The 18,479-nt window shown below is 39.7% G+C and carries 18 protein-coding genes; 15 read left to right on the top strand and 3 right to left on the bottom strand.

What is annotated here, in order from left to right:
* The first annotated feature begins 280 nt into the window (after positions 1–280).
* From DW019_RS09370 to DW019_RS09360, 3 genes are all read left to right on the top strand, one after another.
* The gene (locus tag DW019_RS09370) at positions 281–1,069 is read left to right on the top strand and encodes a hypothetical protein (RefSeq protein WP_118443204.1); all 789 of its coding nucleotides are present in this window, start codon (positions 281–283) and stop codon (positions 1,067–1,069) included.
* 85 nt (positions 1,070–1,154) lie between these two features.
* On the top strand, positions 1,155–1,646 hold the full coding sequence (locus DW019_RS09365; protein ID WP_022377260.1) for an NUDIX domain-containing protein: 492 nt from the start codon (positions 1,155–1,157) through the stop codon (positions 1,644–1,646).
* An 82-nt stretch (positions 1,647–1,728) separates the two neighbouring features.
* On the top strand, positions 1,729–2,562 hold the full coding sequence (locus tag DW019_RS09360) for an AraC family transcriptional regulator (RefSeq protein WP_182431083.1): 834 nt from the start codon (positions 1,729–1,731) through the stop codon (positions 2,560–2,562).
* Here DW019_RS09360 and DW019_RS09355 read toward each other — a convergent pair.
* Positions 2,529–3,863 carry a sensor histidine kinase gene (locus tag DW019_RS09355; protein WP_243024137.1) on the bottom strand — a complete coding sequence of 445 codons (1,335 nt, stop codon included), beginning with the start codon at positions 3,861–3,863 and terminating at the stop codon, positions 2,529–2,531. The genes DW019_RS09360 and DW019_RS09355 overlap by 34 nt on opposite strands.
* Positions 3,860–4,573, bottom strand: a complete 714-nt coding sequence (locus tag DW019_RS09350) for a LytTR family DNA-binding domain-containing protein (RefSeq protein WP_118443202.1) — start codon at positions 4,571–4,573, stop codon at positions 3,860–3,862. The genes DW019_RS09355 and DW019_RS09350 overlap by 4 nt, the downstream gene beginning before the upstream one ends.
* A 371-nt stretch (positions 4,574–4,944) precedes the next feature.
* Between DW019_RS09350 and DW019_RS09345 the strand changes: the two genes are divergently transcribed.
* The 4 genes from DW019_RS09345 to DW019_RS09330 all read left to right on the top strand — a co-directional run bounded on the left by DW019_RS09345 (position 4,945) and on the right by DW019_RS09330 (position 7,324).
* Positions 4,945–5,397, top strand: a complete 453-nt coding sequence (locus tag DW019_RS09345) for a lysozyme inhibitor LprI family protein (RefSeq protein WP_118443201.1) — start codon at positions 4,945–4,947, stop codon at positions 5,395–5,397.
* Between the two features lie 19 nt (positions 5,398–5,416).
* Positions 5,417–6,241: an RNA methyltransferase gene (locus tag DW019_RS09340; RefSeq protein WP_118443200.1), complete on the top strand. Its 825-nt coding sequence runs from the start codon at positions 5,417–5,419 to the stop codon at positions 6,239–6,241.
* Positions 6,238–6,537, top strand: coding sequence for a Dabb family protein (locus DW019_RS09335; RefSeq protein ID WP_118443199.1), 300 nt, complete (start codon positions 6,238–6,240; stop codon positions 6,535–6,537). The genes DW019_RS09340 and DW019_RS09335 overlap by 4 nt, the downstream gene beginning before the upstream one ends.
* A 118-nt stretch (positions 6,538–6,655) precedes the next feature.
* Positions 6,656–7,324, top strand: coding sequence for a peptidylprolyl isomerase (locus DW019_RS09330; RefSeq protein ID WP_118443198.1), 669 nt, complete (start codon positions 6,656–6,658; stop codon positions 7,322–7,324).
* A 12-nt stretch (positions 7,325–7,336) separates the two neighbouring features.
* Here the strand turns inward: DW019_RS09330 and DW019_RS09325 are convergent, their stop codons facing one another.
* A complete protein-coding gene (locus DW019_RS09325; RefSeq protein WP_242989384.1) occupies positions 7,337–8,440 on the bottom strand; it encodes an HD-GYP domain-containing protein in 1,104 nt (367 codons plus the stop codon).
* 246 nt (positions 8,441–8,686) lie between these two features.
* Between DW019_RS09325 and DW019_RS09320 the strand changes: the two genes are divergently transcribed.
* The 8 genes from DW019_RS09320 to DW019_RS09285 all read left to right on the top strand — a co-directional run bounded on the left by DW019_RS09320 (position 8,687) and on the right by DW019_RS09285 (position 18,277).
* The gene (locus DW019_RS09320) at positions 8,687–9,292 is read left to right on the top strand and encodes a 2-oxoacid:acceptor oxidoreductase family protein (protein ID WP_022377269.1); all 606 of its coding nucleotides are present in this window, start codon (positions 8,687–8,689) and stop codon (positions 9,290–9,292) included.
* Positions 9,289–9,594 (top strand): 4Fe-4S binding protein, encoded by a 306-nt coding sequence (locus DW019_RS09315; RefSeq protein WP_022377270.1) that lies wholly within the window; start codon positions 9,289–9,291, stop codon positions 9,592–9,594. Before DW019_RS09320 ends, DW019_RS09315 begins: the two co-directional genes overlap by 4 nt.
* Positions 9,594–10,775 (top strand): pyruvate ferredoxin oxidoreductase, encoded by a 1,182-nt coding sequence (porA, locus tag DW019_RS09310; protein ID WP_118443197.1) that lies wholly within the window; start codon positions 9,594–9,596, stop codon positions 10,773–10,775. The genes DW019_RS09315 and porA overlap by 1 nt, the downstream gene beginning before the upstream one ends.
* 12 nt (positions 10,776–10,787) lie before the next feature.
* Positions 10,788–11,729 (top strand): thiamine pyrophosphate-dependent enzyme, encoded by a 942-nt coding sequence (locus DW019_RS09305; RefSeq protein WP_117478732.1) that lies wholly within the window; start codon positions 10,788–10,790, stop codon positions 11,727–11,729.
* Between the two features lie 913 nt (positions 11,730–12,642).
* Entirely contained in the window at positions 12,643–14,112 is a 1,470-nt protein-coding gene (locus DW019_RS09300; RefSeq protein ID WP_117478733.1) for a class I SAM-dependent DNA methyltransferase, read from the top strand.
* A 42-nt stretch (positions 14,113–14,154) separates the two neighbouring features.
* On the top strand, positions 14,155–15,345 hold the full coding sequence (locus tag DW019_RS09295; RefSeq protein WP_118443196.1) for a restriction endonuclease subunit S: 1,191 nt from the start codon (positions 14,155–14,157) through the stop codon (positions 15,343–15,345).
* Positions 15,346–15,544: 199 nt separating this feature from the next.
* Positions 15,545–16,513, top strand: a complete 969-nt coding sequence (gene xerA / locus DW019_RS09290) for a site-specific tyrosine recombinase/integron integrase (RefSeq protein ID WP_118443195.1) — start codon at positions 15,545–15,547, stop codon at positions 16,511–16,513.
* Positions 16,514–17,110: 597 nt separating this feature from the next.
* Complete coding sequence (locus DW019_RS09285; RefSeq protein WP_182431082.1) at positions 17,111–18,277, top strand: restriction endonuclease subunit S; 1,167 nt, start codon at positions 17,111–17,113, stop codon at positions 18,275–18,277.
* Positions 18,278–18,479: the final 202 nt, after the last annotated feature.

Raw genomic sequence — 18,479 nt, 5'->3', positions numbered from 1 at the left:
CATTTTTGATGGATGTGGTGACTGGAATTTGAGTATTTGCGATGGCGGTCAACCATTTTTGGGGGAATTGGTGACTTAAAATTGCATATTTGCGATAGCGGTCAACTTTTGAATGTAAAATGGTTGACTGGAATCATATTTTTTCCCAAACAAGTCATTTTAGTTAATAAAATAGTTGACTAAAATAATAGAAAAGCGAGAAAAGGTCAACAAAAATAGATATATCAGTTGACTGGATTTAAGTATTTTGTAAATAAAGTCATATGAAAGAGGTGGATAAATGCAAGGATTGAAAAAATTGTTATTAAAGGAGCAAAAAGAATTAGAAATGATTTGCAGCAAGGTAGAGAACGAATTGAAATCTGTACCGAAAGGAAATCTGCGGATATCGAAAGACAAAAATAAGATTCGATATTACCATTGTGTAGAAGATAATGAAGGAACTTATATTTCAAAAATAGATTCCGAACTGCCAAAGCTGCTTGCTCAAAAGAAGTATAATCAGAGTGTGCTGAAAAAAGCTAAAGCAAGACTTCGGCAGATAGAAAGGATAACGAGGGACTATTCCGATGATGAAATTGAAAAGATTTATACATCGATGCATACACAAAGGCAGTTATTGGTTACACCGATTGAGCCAATATGGGAGAAAGAACTTGTTCGGTGGTATGACAGCGAATATCATGGCAAAGAATTTTACGAGGGAACCGCTGAAATTGTGACAGAAAAAGGTGAGCGTGTCAGGTCAAAGTCAGAGAAGATTCTTGCGGATTATTTCTACAGAAACAACATTTTATATCAGTATGAAAGACCCCTATATTTGAAAGGATATGGTACGGTATACCCGGATTTTACATTTTTATCGAAAAAAACGCGGAAAGAAATTTACTGGGAGCATGAAGGTATGATGGACAAACCGGAGTATGCCAAATCTGCTGTAAAGAAAATAGAATCTTATCAGAGAAATGGAATTCATCTGGGAGAACGTCTGATACTTACTTTTGAAACAGAGTTGACAGTTTTGAATTCTCAGATTGTTGAAGAACTGGTGGAAAAATATTTGGTGTAGAGGTAGTTTTATTCTTGACTCAATATGCTTGGTATGCTACTTTAATTAAAAATAGTAATAAAGACAATAACCGGAGGGTGATAGTGTGACGGCAAAACTAAGAAATATGACATCATTGTACATTTTTAAAGGTGATAAGGCGCTGCTTTTGTATCGACAGGGCAGCAGAGTTGTTAACGATATGTGGATAGGCTCTGCTGGAGGACATTTTGAACCGGAAGAATTAAATGATGCAAAAGCATGCGTGTTGCGGGAATTAAATGAAGAATTAGAACTTGCGGAAAAAGATTTATCTCATCTGGAACTGCGGTATGTAACATTACGAAGATGTAACGGAGAAATCAGACAGAATTATTATTTTTTTGCAGACCTTAAAGATGAAGTTGATGTCAATTTTCATTCGAGTGAAGGAATCAGCAGGTGGTTTGACTTGTCAGAATTGAATTCTTTAGAAATGCCATTTACATCAAAGTATGTGGTAAAACATTATTTAGAAATTGGCTGTAAAAATCATGATATATATGCAGGAATTGCTGATGGAGAAAAAATAGTATTTGTTAATATGCCAGAATTTTAGATGAAAACAGCAATTTAGAAACAGCAAACGCTAGCAATTTGTTTTATAGTATAACTACCACGTGGAATGGAAGGTGATGGTTATGAATCAAATCATACAGTATATTGAAGAACATCTTGAAGAGGACTTGAGTGTAAAGCAGTTGGCGGATGCAGTAGGATATTCCGAATGTCATTTTATTCGTATTTTCAAATCCTATACAAATCAAACGGTAATGGATTATATTTGCAGGAGGAGGCTGATTAAATCATGCGATGATATTAGTTCCGGAATGCGTCTCATTGATGTAGCTGTGAAATACGGATGGAAGTCACATAGCGCTTTTACACAATCATTTCGTAGAGAGTTTGGTTTCCCACCATCACTTCTTAGAGCAATGAAATTACAATTTAAATGTCTAGGAGGTAGTTATATGGAGCCGATTTTCTTGAAAACAACAGAGGTAGGAACCTCTAAAGAAAAGCTATTTGAGGTATTAAAAGAAACGATAGAAAAAAATGATATTGAAATTGAAGATAAGGTATTACATGATGTTTATTTGACGGCATGCAAGGCGTATAATGGGAAAAGAAGATATTCGGGAGAGGAATACGTTACACACCCTATAAATGTTGCAATACTGTTAGCAGAATTAGGTGCTGAGCGTGATACGGTTCTGGCAGGATTGTTTTGTGATGTGAAGGAAAAAGGAAATGATACTAATTTGGCAAATGAGTTGCCGAATGGCGTATTAAAAATAATCCGACAGATTGAACACAAAAATACAGAGGAAGCCATTCTTATTAAACTCGCAGAAAGATTTCATAATATGCGGACGATTGATTATATTGATGAGAGCAAGAAAGTGGGATATATAAAAGTGCCTCAAGTTGATAGCCCTCCTCACTCCCCTATCTGGCACAGCACAGAAGCGTAAAACATCCCATCCTTCGTTTCAAACCGGCATATGCCGCCATGCTGATTCGCAATATTTTTTACGGAGCGGGTTCCAAGCCCAAGTCCTTTATGTTTGGTGGAAACAAGATTCCCATCTGGGGTATGTGCAAGCGTTCCGGTGAAAGTGTTATCTACGGTGATACAGAGTGAGCCGCCGTCAGTATTTGCGCGGACGATGATTTTTTTGCCCGGTGTTTGTTCCGATTTGCAGGCATCTACAGCGTTTTCCAACAGGTTGCCGAGGAGAACCGAAATGTCGGTTTCCGGAATGTTGATTTTTTCCGGAATTTCTGTTTTTACGAGATAGGTAATACCCTGCTCTTTGGCCTGTTGTGCAAAATATACAAGTACGGCATTGGCGGCAGGATTTGCGCAGAACTGTACCGGCGTATCGTCTGGTAAACTCATTCTGTACTGTTTTAGATACTCACTTAGAGCAGTATAGTTTCTCGTATTCAGGTATTCCTGCATAAGTGTGATATGGTGGCGGACATCGTGCTTGGCTCGGCGCACCTCTGTGATTTTCTCTTGCAAATTTTCGTATTGTACCGTCTGCATGGTCAATTCATGGTTGCGTTCCGTCAGCAGGAGGGTTTTGGTCTGCTCCAAAATCAGGCGTGTAACGACATAGTAAATGAAAATGGCACCGACATTGATAATAAATAAAAACATCGTGTTTTTCGGACGCAGGGCAATTTCAAGACTTGATTTGGAAGCATTTCCGTAGAACGCATAATACCACATCACATAAAAGGTGGCAGGAATTACCCACAAATACCGCCACTCAAAGCCGGATGGCTCCTTTTCTACTGCCGGTGTATATATTTTTTTCATATAGAAAAACAGAGGAATAGCAAGAATTATTTCTACCACAGCAAGCATGAGAGAAAAAGACCAGCGGTAACTTTGTACGGCGAGGTCAGGGAAGAAAAGATTTTCTATGGTCTTTGATGAAATCACAGCGAGGCTCGCAAGATTTGAAATCATTAAAAGTGTAAAAAACGTTTTGCCAAAGTGTTTTTTTATGGCAAGAAAATAAAAAGCAGCATACAGGATGGTGCTTACTGCACTGATGGTTCCGGTGTTGTTTCCGGGAGCAAAGGCAGCCCATGCACCGAGAAAAAGCTGCAAAATTGTCACAAGAACAATCAAAAAAAACGTTGTTTTTATCGAAAAACGAAGACTGTGCCGGAACGGATAAAGTGCCAGGGCAAGAAAAGGAAGAAAATTCAGCAGGGAATAAATGGCGACTTCCGCCAATCGATAAAAAGACAGCATCATTTGCCACCTCCATTTCGTAACATTTCAAACCGGAACGTAAAATAGGCATCTAAAACTTCTTTGGATTTACGTCTGCTAATAGGGATACTTTTTCCATCGCTCATGACAAAAACATCATTGGTCTGGGAAGCAACTTCATAAAAATTAATCAACATACCTTTTGTCGGGCTGGAAAAATACGGATAGGCACATAAGAGCGATTCAATTTCGGAAAAAGAAGTCCGCACAATTGTGTCAACGTCGTATTTGCAGTGAAGGGTGACCCGGTGTGAAGAAAAATCAACATAAATAATATTGCGCAGGATGGCACTGGTGCCATCGGGAAGTTTTACCGTACGCATCTTCTCAATTTCTGCGAGGTTAAGCCGGTCTAACATAACCTTTACTTTGTCGCGCCCAAATGGTTTGCGCAGATAATAGCAGGCATTTACCTCATAACTTTCACTGGCAAATTCATTGCTCGTTGTACTGAAAACAATTTTTACATTGCTGTCTCGTTCCCTGATTTTACGGGCAACATCCACGCCGGTCAGTTTGTCCATAAAAATATCTAAAATAATAAGGTCAAAATCCGCGGTCTCCCAAGCACTCAGAAACTCTTCGCCACTTCGATAATCCGATATTTCTGAAGAATCTCCGAGAAATTCATTTAACAAAGTGCGCAACTGTTCACACATTTGTATATCATCATCCACAATCGCAATTCTCAAAGTTAATCTCCTTATAATCCAAAAGTTTTACAAATTTTCCTTATTGTAGCATATTTTGACACAAAAACAAAGAAGCATAAAAGAATATTTTTACCGTTTGTGTAATTTTTTTACCGCTTGTGCCAAAGTGGTTGCTATTTGTAAAAAGTTCGGGTAAGATTTGTGTTACGGCTAAAGACATAACAGGAGGATATGTGAACACAAGGGTAAACACGAAAGGGAAAGACGAAGGCAAACAGAGAGGGAAAGCAAACGGCAGTCTGTAATAGGCTGCCGTTTGGCATGCAGAGAACACTTGACCTTGACGTCACGCACATAACATTCTATGATAAAAGAAGAAATATCAATAGAAAAAGGAGAGTGCTTGACTTATGAAAAAAATAATCACATATGTTATGATATTTACGATGTTAATTACAACGGCTGCAGTTTCTATGGCGGTTCCTGCATCGGCGGCGGTGAAAAGGCAGAGCAAAAGACAGGTGACATTGATTCGAAGCTACAATAAAATATACCGCAAATGCAAAAAGAACTTTAAGTATGATGGTCCGCAGCTTGAAATGAATCAAGATTCTTACAAAGAATTCAAAATCTGGGACAAAGAACTCAATCGTGTATACAAACTGCTTTATAAAGGGTTGTCGGCAAAGCAGAAAAAAGTGTTAAAGAAAAAACAGATTCGCTGGATAAAGAAAAAAGAAAAGGAAGCAGCCAAGGAAGCGGCACAATGGGCTGGCGGAAGCGGACAGCCGTTGGCACGTAATATGGTGTTGATTACAGAGACCAAGAAGCGTTTACGCTGGCTGATTCGAACTTACGCATAAGAAGGAGCACATAGAAACGATGGCAAACATAATTAAGATTGCGGATTTTTCAGATGAGGCACTTGATTTTTATGTGCGTGAAAAAGAGGCGCAGTTAAAACACCGCCCGGCGCATGGCAGGGGGATGTTTATTGCGGAGAGTCCGATTGTCATTGAGAGAGCACTGGCAGCTGGGTATGAGCCGGTATCATTTCTCATGGAAGAAGCGCACATCGAAAAGCAGGGGCAGGAATTTATTGCAAAATACCCGGAGATTCCAATTTTTACAGCACCGTTTGATGTGTTGACAAAAATTACAGGTTTTAAACTCACGAGAGGGATGCTTTGTGCGATGTATCGCAAAGAACTTCCATCGATTGAAAGTGTGTGCCGGCTGGCAAGACGGATAGCAGTTCTGGAAAACGTGGTGAATCCAACCAATGTAGGTGCGATTTTCCGTTCGGCAGCAGCGCTTTCAATGGATGCTGTCCTGCTTACTCCGGATTGCAGCGACCCCTTATACCGCCGTGCGGTGCGAGTAAGTATGGGAACCGTGTTTCAGATTCCGTGGAGTTTTCTGCCGGATGGTGAAACCTATGTGAGCAGGCTGCACAAACTTGGCTATAAAACGGCGGCAATGGCACTGTGTGAGGATACGGTTTCAATTGCGGATGAGAAACTGAAAGAAGAAGAAAAACTTGCCATCATTTTAGGAACCGAAGGAGAAGGTCTCATGCCGCAGACAATAAAACAAAGTGATTACACCATCAAAATACCGATGGCACATGGCGTTGATTCGCTGAATGTAGCCGCGGCGAGTGCAGTCGCTTTTTGGGAGTTAGGAAATAAGGAGGTAAAACGATGATAAGACATATTTTATTTTGGAATTTCACGGAGAAAGTGAAAGAGGAGCATACACAGGAGGAATCCCTTCGTTTTATGCAGCAGTCAGTGGCTACGATGAATGGAAATATAGAGGGGCTTTTGCATGCAGAGATAAACCGCAATTTTGCCGGTGGCTATGACCTTGTTTTTTATGCAGAATTTGCAGATGAGGAATCGTTAAAGAAGTTTATGAACCACCCACTTCATGTGGCACATAGAGAAAAATGCAAGGAAATTGTGACTGACCGGTTATGTGGCGATATCGTCAGTGAATAGAGAAGACGACACGTAAGAAGGAAAAGCAAAAGAACATAACATGCTTTTCCGAACTTGCATAAAAGGTATCGATTCGCTATAATGGGGACAATGACGTTTGAAAGGAGAATTTAGTAACATGAAAAAGAAATTTAGTTTTCTGCTTGTATTGGCAGTTCTTGTAATGGGGCTTAGTGCATGTGGAGGTTCAAAATCTGACACAACGAGCGAGACAAAGGCGACAAAGGCACCAAAAGCTACGGAGACAGCCGAGGCAACAAGAAAGCCGGAATCAAAAACAACCGATACAAAAGGAAAGCATCACGCAAAAATCAAAGTGAAAGATTATGGCATGATTGAGGTGGAGTTAGACGGTGATACGGCACCGATTACGGTTGCAAACTTTATCAAATTGGTGAATGAAAAGTTTTATGATGGTTTGACATTTCACCGCATTATGTCCGGTTTTATGATTCAGGGCGGTGATCCGTTAGGAAACGGAACCGGTGGTTCAGATGAGACGATTAAAGGTGAATTTTCTTCCAATGGAGTAGAGAATAACATATCTCATAAAAGAGGTGTGATTTCCATGGCGCGTTCGTCAGACCCGGACAGCGCAAGTTCCCAGTTCTTCATTATGCATCAGGATTCAACCTATTTGGATGGTGAGTATGCTGCTTTTGGAAAAGTGACAAAGGGAATGAAAGTTGTCGATAAGATTTGTGAAGATGCCACTCCGACTGACGGTAACGGAACGATTGAAAAAGCAGACCAGCCGGTCATTGAAAGTATTCGTATGGTGGATTAAATAAAATCGTGTCTATTGAATAACGATGGAAGCACAGGTTAAGTCTTCCGAAAGATTGTAAACAATGCCGCTCTTTAGTCCTACGACGGTGGGACGAAGGACGGCATTTGGTTTATTTTCGACAACGCGGGCCTGTTCGCCATTGCTCAGTGAAACCGTTGTATCAACCGGATAGAGAATGACGCTCTCCATGAAACTGCGCATGGCAGTGATATCTAACTCGGCGGTCATTGACATAATCATTTCCACGGCGGTGCGCTGGGAAAATGATTTTTTGTAAGGACGCTCGGTTACTAGAGCGTCGTAAACGTCCGCAATGGACAGAATTTTTGCATAAGGTACAATTTTATCGGAAGCGTATCCAAATGGATATCCGGTTCCGTTCATTTTTTCATGATGCTGCAGCACGGCAAGCGAAATGGCACCGTGAAATTCTTTTTTCTCTTTTAATATGTTATAGCCAAGCTCGGAGTGCTGTTTCATAATAGCAAATTCTTCATCGGTTAAGCGAGCCGGCTTGTTTAAAATTTCGGATGGGATTTTTGATTTTCCCATATCGTGTAAAAGTCCGGCGATACCGATATTATAAACATCTTTGCTTGACATGCCCAAGTTTCTGGCAATAATCATGGAGATGGTAGCGACATCCACACTGTGCTTAAACGTATATTCATCGCTTGTTTTGAGTGCACTGATATCAACCGCCAAAGCGTCGTTGTGGTCAATGGCGTGAATTAAGTCATTTGTAATTTTTGCGGAAGTGTTTGTGAATTCCGGTGAGTCTGAATTGTTATATAAATACTGGATTCCCTCGGACACGCGTTTTTTAACACTCTCTGATAAATAAACTTTTCTTGGATCTTCTGTGCGGTATTTTTCGATTTTATTGCGTACAAAAGGGGTGAGTGTTTCTTCCTCCGGTTTTTCCTCCGGGTCTTCCTCACCTGTCTTTATGTATACTCCGTGTATGCCTCGTTTTTTCAGGCCTTCAATCAAATAAGCATCCAAAGCAGAGCCACGGGCAATGAGTGTACGGTCCAGTCTGTCTTTGATAACCTGGTCAATCTGCATGCCCTCTTCTAGTTTGGAAGTTGGTACATAAAATCGCTTAATCAATGAAATCCAATCTCCTTTAATGTTTCTGTTAGTAGTATAACATAAATGGGGGCTTGTTCCAACTGTTTGCCCGGAGAAAGTTGAAAAAAACAGATAATGAAAATAATTCACTTCAAAAGTGAACAAAATTAAACATTTTCGCTTTACATTTGTTTTTCCTACGATATAATAGGATATGCTGGGTCAAAACGTTATTGAGAAAATTTTGCACCCAATGGATGAAGGATAGAAGGAGATTTGAGAACGATGAAGAACGGTATCGAAATCAGATGGCACGGCCGCGGCGGCCAAGGTGCCAAGACGGCAGCACTTTTGCTTGCGGATGTAGCGTTCAAAACGGGTCAGAACGTGCAGGGATTTCCGGAATATGGTCCGGAGCGTATGGGAGCACCGATTACGGCGTACAACCGCATCAGTTCCGATGTGATTCGCGTACATTCAAACATTTACCACCCGGATTATGTGGTGGTTGTAGATGAGACGCTTTTGGATTCGGTTGATGTGACAGCCGGTTTGAAGGAAACCGGTGCAATTATTATTAATACACCGAAAAAGAGAGAGGACATGATTCCGAAACTCAATGGCTACAAAGGTCGTGTTTATGCGATTGATGCCAGACATATTTCCGTGGAGACATTAGGAAAGAATTTTCCGAATTCACCGATGTTAGCAGCTACGGTAGCGGTCAGTGAAGTAATGGAAAAAGAGACTTTTATTCATGAAATGAGAGCTTCTTATGAACATAAATTTGCAAAAAAACCAGAAGTAATTGACGGTAATATGGAAGCGTTGGAGCGTGCCTTTGACGTTGTTTCCATCGATATTCAGAAAGATAAGGAGGCAATGGCGTGAGAACAGATGTTACAAAAATCAACGAAAAAACACCACATCAGGATTTGACAGAAGGCTTGATGGTTTTTGCGGGTGGCACTTCAAAACTTTTTAATACCGGTGAGTGGCGCACGAATACCCCGATTTATGTTGCAGATAAATGTAAACAATGCCTGCTCTGCACCCCGGTTTGCCCGGACTGCAGTATTCCGGTTAAAGATGGAAAGCGTGGCGAATTTGACTATGACCATTGTAAGGGCTGCGGCATTTGTGCTAAAGTATGCCCATTTGGCGCAATTGAGATGAAGGAGGGAAATATCTAATGGCAATTAAAGAACGTATGTCAGGAAATGAAGCGGTATCGTATGCAATCCGCCAGATTAATCCGGATGTCATGCCGGCATTTCCAATTACTCCTTCAACGGAGATTCCACAGATGGTTTCTACCTATATTGCAAATGGTGAGATGGATACCGAGTTTATCCCGGTGGAGAGTGAACATTCTTCCATGAGTGCAACGATTGGGGCCGAGGCAGCAGGTGCGAGAAGTTTGACGGCTACTTCTTCTGCAGGACTCGCACTTATGTGGGAAGAACTTCTTCTTGCTGCATCGAACCGTCTGCCACTTGTTATGGCGTTGGTAAACCGTACATTATCCGGTCCGATTAACATTAACTGCGACCACTCCGATGGTATGGGCGCAAGAGATACCGGCTGGATTCAGATTTACGCAGAAAATAATCAGGAAGCGTATGACAACTTTATTCAGGCATATCCGATTGCCGAAGATACGAGAGTACATCTTCCGGTTATGATTTGTCAGGATGGATTTATTACAAGCCACGCTGTGGAAAATATTACGCTTTTGGAAGATGAAGCGGTCAAAGATTTTGTTGGTGAGTATCATCCGGAAGAATTTTTGTTAAATCCCGGCAAACCAATTGCGGTAGGACCGTATTCTGTTTCCAATTATGCGATGGAAGCAAAGAAAAATCAGGAAGTGGCACTTGAAAATTCAAAAGAAGTTATTAAGGAAGTTGCAAAAAAATACAAAGAGCTGACCGGACGTGGTTTTGAGCTTTTTGAGGAATATAAAACGAAAGATGCCGATTACATTATGTTGATTATGGGTTCGGCAGCAGGAACTGCGAAAGAGGCTGTGGATGAACTTCGGGCAGAAGGCAAAAAAGTCGGTGTACTCAAACTTCGTGTATTCCGTCCATTCCCTTCAGAGGAAATTGCAAAAGCTTTAGCAAATTGCAAAGCAGTTGCCGTTATGGACCGTTGTGAGAGCTACAATGGCAATGGCGGACCGCTTGGCAGTGAGGTGCCGGCAGCCTTGTTCAAAAATAAAGTTATGATTGAAGCAGTAAATTACATATACGGTCTGGCCGGACGTGATTTTACCATCAAAGATGTAAAAGATGTATTCGCGGAATTAGAGGATATGATTGAAAATGGCAAGACAGTAGAACAGTACCAGTATATCAGACTGAGAGGATAAACGGAGGATAGTATGAGTGATTATCGTTTAAAAACTATGATGGAAAAACCAGAGAGATTGGCTCCGGGACATCGTATGTGTGCCGGCTGTGGTGCAACAATCGCTGTACGTGCCGTACTTCGTGCTCTGCATGAGGGAGACCACGCAGTCATTGGTAATGCGACCGGATGTCTGGAAGTTTCTTCTTTTATGTATCCATACACCGCATGGGAGGACAGTTACATACATAATGCATTTGAAAATGCAGGTGCCACATTGAGTGGTGTTGAGACTGCTTACCGTGCCTTGAAAAAACGCGGCAGACTGCCGGAAGACGAAACATTTAAATTTATTACATTTGGTGGAGATGGCGGAACTTACGACATCGGTTTCCAGTCCTTGTCCGGTGCGATGGAGCGTGGACATGACATGGTTTATGTCTGCTATGACAATGGTGCCTATATGAACACCGGTATCCAGCGTTCTTCGGCAACACCTATGTATGCGGACACAACGACAACGCCGGTTGGCAAGCAGTCCGTAGGTAAAATGCAGAACCGCAAAGACTTGGCAAGCATCATTGCAGACCACGACGTTGCTTATGTTGCACAGACAACAATGACAACGGATTTTAAAGATTTGCATCGTAAATCCGAAAAAGCCATCTACACAGAAGGCGCAAGTTTTCTGAATGTAATGACACCATGCCCACGTGGCTGGCGTTACGACACAGCAGATATCATGAACATCTGTAAACTTGCCGTAGAAACCTGCTACTGGCCGCTTTTTGAGGTAGACCATGGCAAATGGATTCTTTCCTATGAGCCAAAGAAGAAACTCCCAATCGAAGACTTCCTTCGTGTTCAGGGACGTTTCAAACACCTCTTCAAAAAAGGCAACGAACACCTAATCGAGCAATTCCAGGCAGAAGTAGACCGCCGCTGGGAAGACCTACAGTATAAATGTGCACGTTAGGCTTAAGCCGTGCAATAAGGAAAATACCGTCACCTGCATACTTGTGCTTGCACAAAAGTGTGTAGGTGTCGGTATTTTTATTATTATAGGGCGCAGCCCGTGAGCGCCTATCGCGAAGAGATAGGCGCTCACGGCTTAGGAAGGATTCTGGCGGTCATTACAAGGCATGTTCGCCGGAAGAAGGGCTGGCAACTTGCTAAAACAACGCTAACTTGCTCCAAAGCCAAAAAACGTTGCATATTCACCCCCATTTTGTCGGATTTATCTCAATTTTTCCGAGAAAAACAACGCTTTTTTCTGGATTTTTAAGAAAGAGTTGCATGAAATAGAAAAATAGTTGTAAGCAAAGCAACCATAAGGCAGAAAGTTTGGGAAAAGCGTTGCTTTGGGGGGAGAATTGTCTTGCAGGAATGTTTGACATAAATATAATTTGATGCTAATATAGTGATAGAAAATGTGCTACCGCATATAGACGGTTAGCCTGATTTTTTGGTTACAAGAGTAACTGCCAAAGTTTGCAGACCAGGCGGTTACTCTTGTGTTTTATTATTGCTCTTGGAACCAACGGTATAACCAAGAGCAAAGCAAGTAATACATAAGCTGATTATGGCTATAAAGAGTTCCGTTGTAAGCATAAGCACAATCCTCCTCATGAGATTTCCGCAAAGGATTTCTATGTAAACGCAAGCTAATACTCTTGCGACGAAGGCGAACCGCCTACCGAATAGGGTAGCACTGACAATATCTTATCAAACATGTGAATAAAAATCAATCCTTTGTGTGATTCTATTTATAATATGAGATAACTGTAGCTTGCGACGAAAATGAAGTAATAATTGACGTTACTGTTAAAAATCGTTAATATAGTAGTATAAAAATCGAGTAAAGCGAAAGAACACGTGAGGAGGAAAACATGTTACCAGCAGTAGTGAAAAACAAAATTGAACAGATATGGCTTGATGTCATTGCGGGAGGAGTATCACAGCCGACCGAAGTTATTGAGCAGTTAACATATCTTATGTTTGCAAAACAACTTGATGAGCATGAAGCAGATATTGAAACTGCCGAATTGCTTTCAGGGGAACCACAGAAACATATTTTTGGGGATTCTAAAGAAGAACAGGCATTGCGGTGGAGAAATTTTAAAGGGATGGAAGCTAGAGAACTTCACAAACATTTTGTTGAACATGTCTTTATTTTTCTAATCAATTTGAATCAGGATGAAAATTCCGCGTTTTCAAGATATTTGAAACATGCAACATTCAAAATTAATGAACCATTGGCATTACAAAAAGTTATTATTGGCTTAGATGACCTCTTTGAAAATGACATTAAAGGTTTAGATATGCAGGGAGATTTATACGAGCATATGCTTGGAAAATTAAATTCTGCGGGGCGGCTTGGTGCATTTCGAACACCGAAGCATATTCGTGATATGATGGTAAATCTTATGCAGCCAACACCGGATATGAAAATTTGTGACCCAGCGTGTGGTACGGCAGGTTTTTTGATTTCTTCGGCAGAATACATACGAACTCACTATGGAAATAAAATGACCGAGGAGCAATGGAAAAAATACGCAACGGAAACATTTACGGGATTTGATACGGATGAAACTATGTGTCGTTTGTCCTGCATGAATCTGATGCTTCATTCGGTTACGAATCCACAGTTGAATAAGCAGGATAGTGTGTCAAAAGATTACATGGTGAAAGATACCTACGATTTAGTCCTTGCCAACCCACCTTTTAAGGGAACATTAAACAAGGAAAATATTAGTGAATCACTGTCTGCAATTACTAGTACAACGAAGACTGAATTGTTGTTTGTTGCACTGTTTATTCGTCTGCTTCGGGTAGGTGGCAGATGTGCCTGCATTGTGCCAGATGGTGTTTTGTTTGGTTCTTCAAAGGCTCATAAAAATCTACGTAAAGAATTGGTGGAAAATCAATACTTGGAAGGTGTTATTTCCATGCCATCCGGTGTATTTAAGCCGTATGCAGGGGTGTCTACCGCTATTTTGATTTTTACGAAAACAAATGCCGGGGGTACCGAAAAAGTTTGGTTTTACGATATGAAGGCTGATGGTCATTCGCTGGATGATAAGCGTCAGCCAATTGAGGAAAATGACATTCCGGATATTATTGAGAGATTCCATCATAAAGATAACGAGGAAACTCGCGAAAGAACGGAGCAGAGCTTCTTGGTTGACAAGCAGGAAATTGCCGACAATGATTATGATTTATCGATTAATAAATATAAGAAAATTGAGTATATCCCAGTGGAATATCCGCCGACAGAGGAGATTCTTGCTGAGATTGAACAGTTGAACGAGCAGATTGCGAAGGAAACGAAAGAATTGCGCGAAATGCTTGCAAAATAAGAAAGAAAGGACCTCACAAATTGAGGTTTGCAGGGACAAGAGATGGCGAAATTAATTGAAATTACAGGTAAAGCTTTGTCTGGTGAATGGGGAATTGATGATCAGACTGGTGAGGGAATTCCAGTTCTTAGAACTACTAATTTTACCAATGAAGGAGTGGTTGATTATAAAAATGTAGTTACTAGGACAATAACCAAAAAAAATATAGAAGAAAAGTTTCTTCGAAAAGGTGACATTATTATTGAGAAATCAGGTGGAAGTGATAAGTTTCCTGTTGGAAGAGTTATATATTTTGAGGGTGAGGATAATACTTATTTGTTTAATAATTTTACAGGATTACTACGAGTTAAAAATCAGGAAATATGGTATCCTAGATATGTATTTTATTCTTTGTTTGCAAATTATAGGCGTGGTGGAACGAGGATGTTTGAGAATAAAACTACGGGAATTCATAATTTAAAGCTTGCTCATTATATATCCCAATATGAAGTGAATGAAATAGTTAAGGAAGAACAAATTTCTGTATGCGATAAGCTTGATAAATTATATGTAATTATCAACGAAATGAAACAGCAATTACGGCTATTGGATGATCTTATCAAAGCCCGATTTGTGGAACTCTTTGGAAATCCTGTGCTTAATGAAAAAGGATGGGAAAGTAATTTATTAGCTCAACTTACATTGAAGATTGGTTCTGGAGCAACACCTAAAGGAGGTAGGGAAGCATATCAAGAGGAAGGTATTGCTCTTATACGAAGTATGAATGTTTACAATGGTAAATTTGAATATAAAGATTTGGCTCATATTTCGGATGAACAGGCAGCCAAACTTGATAATGTTATTATAAAAGAAAGTGATGTTTTGCTGAATATAACTGGGGCATCAGTTGCTCGTTCGTGTGTTGTGCCCAATCAAATATTGCCAGCAAGAGTAAATCAGCATGTTTGCATTATTAGATGTAAAGAGTGTATTGAACCAATATTTTTGAATAGACTATTGATTGATGACAATTATCAAAAATTACTTTGGGAAATTGCGGGCAGTGGAGCTACAAGAGAGGCAATAACTAAACAGCAAGTTGAGCGGTTAAAGATAATTTTACCACCCATCGAACTTCAAAACCAATTTGCCGACTTCGTTCGCCAAGTCGACAAATCAAAAGTTGCAGTGCAAAAGGCATTGGATGAAACGCAAACATTGTTTGATTCATTAATGCAGGAATACTTTGGCTGAGTATAAGAAAATAAAATAGTTAAATTCTGGAATTATGCAAGTGTGTTAATATTATTTGTAATATTAGCACATTTGTTTTTTCTGGATACTTGACCTTCGTGCTTATTTTGCGCATAATATAAGCGCAAAACATGGAATTTTAAATATGAATTGTAAGTGCAGGGGATGGATGTGGGTACCAAAATAAGGAGGTACCAATATGGAAGAGAAAGTAGTTACAATTTTAAATGAGATGTCGGAGTATCTATCGATACCGCAGATGAAAAAGCTGCAGGAAGTAATGGTTAACACATTTGCGGAAAATCAAGCAGACACCAAGAAAATTGAGAACAAAGAATTTTTGCAGATGTTTTTGGATGCAAAAAAGATTGAGGGGTGTTCAGAGCGGACAATTCAATATTATCGTGTGACGGTGGAGCATATGTTGTCTTGCATTGAAACAGAAGTGCGTAAAATAACAACAGAAGAAATAAGAGCGTATTTGGCAGATTATCAGCGATTAAATTGTTGTTCTAATGTAACAATTGACAATATCCGAAGAAATATATCCAGCTTTTTTTCGTGGTTGGAAGAAGAGGATTATGTTCTGAAAAGTCCGATGCGAAGGATACATAAAATTAAAACCAAGACTGTTGTTAAAAATGTAATAACAGATGAAGGAATCGAAAAACTAAGAGATAATTGTGAAGAAATTCGCGATTTGGCAATTATCGATTTGCTGTATTCAACGGGGATTCGAGTGGGAGAGCTTGTTAATTTAAATATTGATGATATTGATTTGGAAGGGCGGGAATGTGTTGTGTACGGAAAAGGTGACAAAGAGCGAAAAGTTTATTTTGATGCAAAGGCGAAAGTTCATTTGAAGGAATACATAGAGAGGCGAACCGACCAAAATGAGGCATTATTTGTGACGCTTGATGCGCCGCATGATAGATTGAAAATAAGTGGTGTAGAAATCCGACTTCGCAAACTCGGACGCCGGCTTGATTTGGAAAGAATTCACCCACATAAATTTAGGCGGACTATGGCAACGAGAGCAATTGACAAAGGAATGCCAATTGAACAGGTGCAGAAAATTTTGGGACATTCGCAAATTGATACAACGATGCAATATGCGATGGTAAATCAGAGCAATGTGAAGACATCACATCAGAAATATATGGGCTAAATGAGAAATGAGTCAGTGTGCCTGATGCATTTAATAAGCAGTGACCGCGCAAATATCTGTCTGTTTGGCGGTCACGCTTGTTTTTAGATTAATAATGAGAAGTTCCTTTAGCTGCAAGAGACAAATTGAGGTTTGCAGTGCTACGAGTAGTTATCAAAAAAGTTAAAAAACAGAATACATGTTTGACATAAAAGCGGTTAGATGCTAATATAAACATAGAGGTGCTACCGATAGATGGTTAGCCCAATATCAATTTGGTTTTATAAAAATAACCGCCAAAGTTTACTGGACTGGGCGGTTATTTTTGTGCTTTATCATTGCTTTTACAACCAACGGTATAACCAAGGGCAAAGCAAGTGATACATAAGCTGATGATGGCTATAAAAAGTTCCGTTGTAAGCATAATAAAATCCTCCTTTGGTAGATTTCTGTAAAAAGATTTCTATGTAATCAGAGGTCACAGTCCTCTGCAAAAGGACTAACCGCCTACCGTAAAGGTAGCACCAATTATATTATAACAAACATATGTTCTGTTTACAATACAATTTGATAAAACGGTAAAGAATATTGTTCGTAGCCTGTAGAGGCATGAGGAAGATGAAATATAAATTGAAAGATATATTTGATTTGCAGATGGGAAAAACGCCATCAAGGGATAATGTAGATTATTGGAATACAAATGGTTATAAGTGGATCTCAATTGGAGATTTATCTACAACCGAAATGTATATTTCAAATACTAAAGAACATCTTTCTGAAAAAGCTGTTCAGGAAAGTAGAATAAAATTAATTCCTCGAAATACAGTAGTTATGAGTTTTAAATTATCTATTGGAAAAACTGCGATAACAGCAGAGGATATGTATTCTAACGAAGCAATAATGGCTTTTCATGACAAGCATGTTGTTGATATGTTACCTAAATACATTTTTTATTTGTTTAAGTACAGAGATTGGGATAAAGGAAGTAATAAAGCTGTAATGGGAAAAACTTTAAATAAGGCTACATTGTCGGAGATTGAAATAGAGTTGTGCTCTCTAGAAAAACAAAAGGAAATTGTAAAGGTATTAGATAAAATAATGGGCAGTTTGGCTGGGAGAAAGAGTGAACTCTTGCTGCTTGACGACCTTATCAAAGCCCGATTTGTCGAGATGTTTGGGGATCTGGCAAATCCAGAATGTTCATGGGATAAGTGTAAATTTGTAGATGCTTGTGCGGATAAAGATGATATAAAATGTGGACCATTTGGTACTCAATTAAGCAAGGATGAATATACGACATCTGGAATTGCTGTATGGGAGATTCCACAGATTAACACAGCGTTTTTGTCTGAGCCGACACATTTTTTAACAGAAGAGAAGGCCGAGCAGTTAAATTCATATACAATCATTCCTGGAGATATTGCGATGTCACGAAAGGGAAATGTTGGAAAATGTGCACTTTTTCCTAATGATTATCCAGATGGAATTATTCATTCAGATGTTTTGAGAATTCGTGTGGATCGTGAAAGACTAAATCCTGCATTTATGGTGTGTCAGCTACATTTTAGCGGATTTGTTACAAGACAGATTGAATTAGTGAGTTCTGGTGCAATTATGGCGGGAGTGAATGTTACCAAATTAAAACAGATTTATGTGCATGTTCCGCCGATGGATTTACAAAACCAATTTGCCGACTTCGTTCGCCAAGTCGACAAATCAAAATTGATGTTTCAAAAGTTACATCAAAAATTAAACATTTTACGGCAAAAAGCAGGAAATATTTAAGTACAAATCAAAATTTGTAGTCATATAATTTGATAGGTGCAATACAAATTGTTTTTTTTGCGCGAAAGTAAGCGGTTCTATATTCTCAAATACAATGAAAAACTAAGTTTGGAAGGATTGGGTTTGTGACAAATGTTCGCTGCCGGTTCCTTTGGATTCCAGTAATTCCGTAGAAAAACTTTGTGCCCACGAGACGCAAAGA

The sequence above is a fragment of the Clostridium sp. AF37-5 genome, assembly GCF_003477605.1.
GTDB lineage: Bacteria > Bacillota > Clostridia > Lachnospirales > Lachnospiraceae > Eubacterium_F.
The sequence above is the reverse complement of the archived record's forward strand: the minus strand, read 5'-3'. Positions and strand labels throughout refer to the sequence as shown.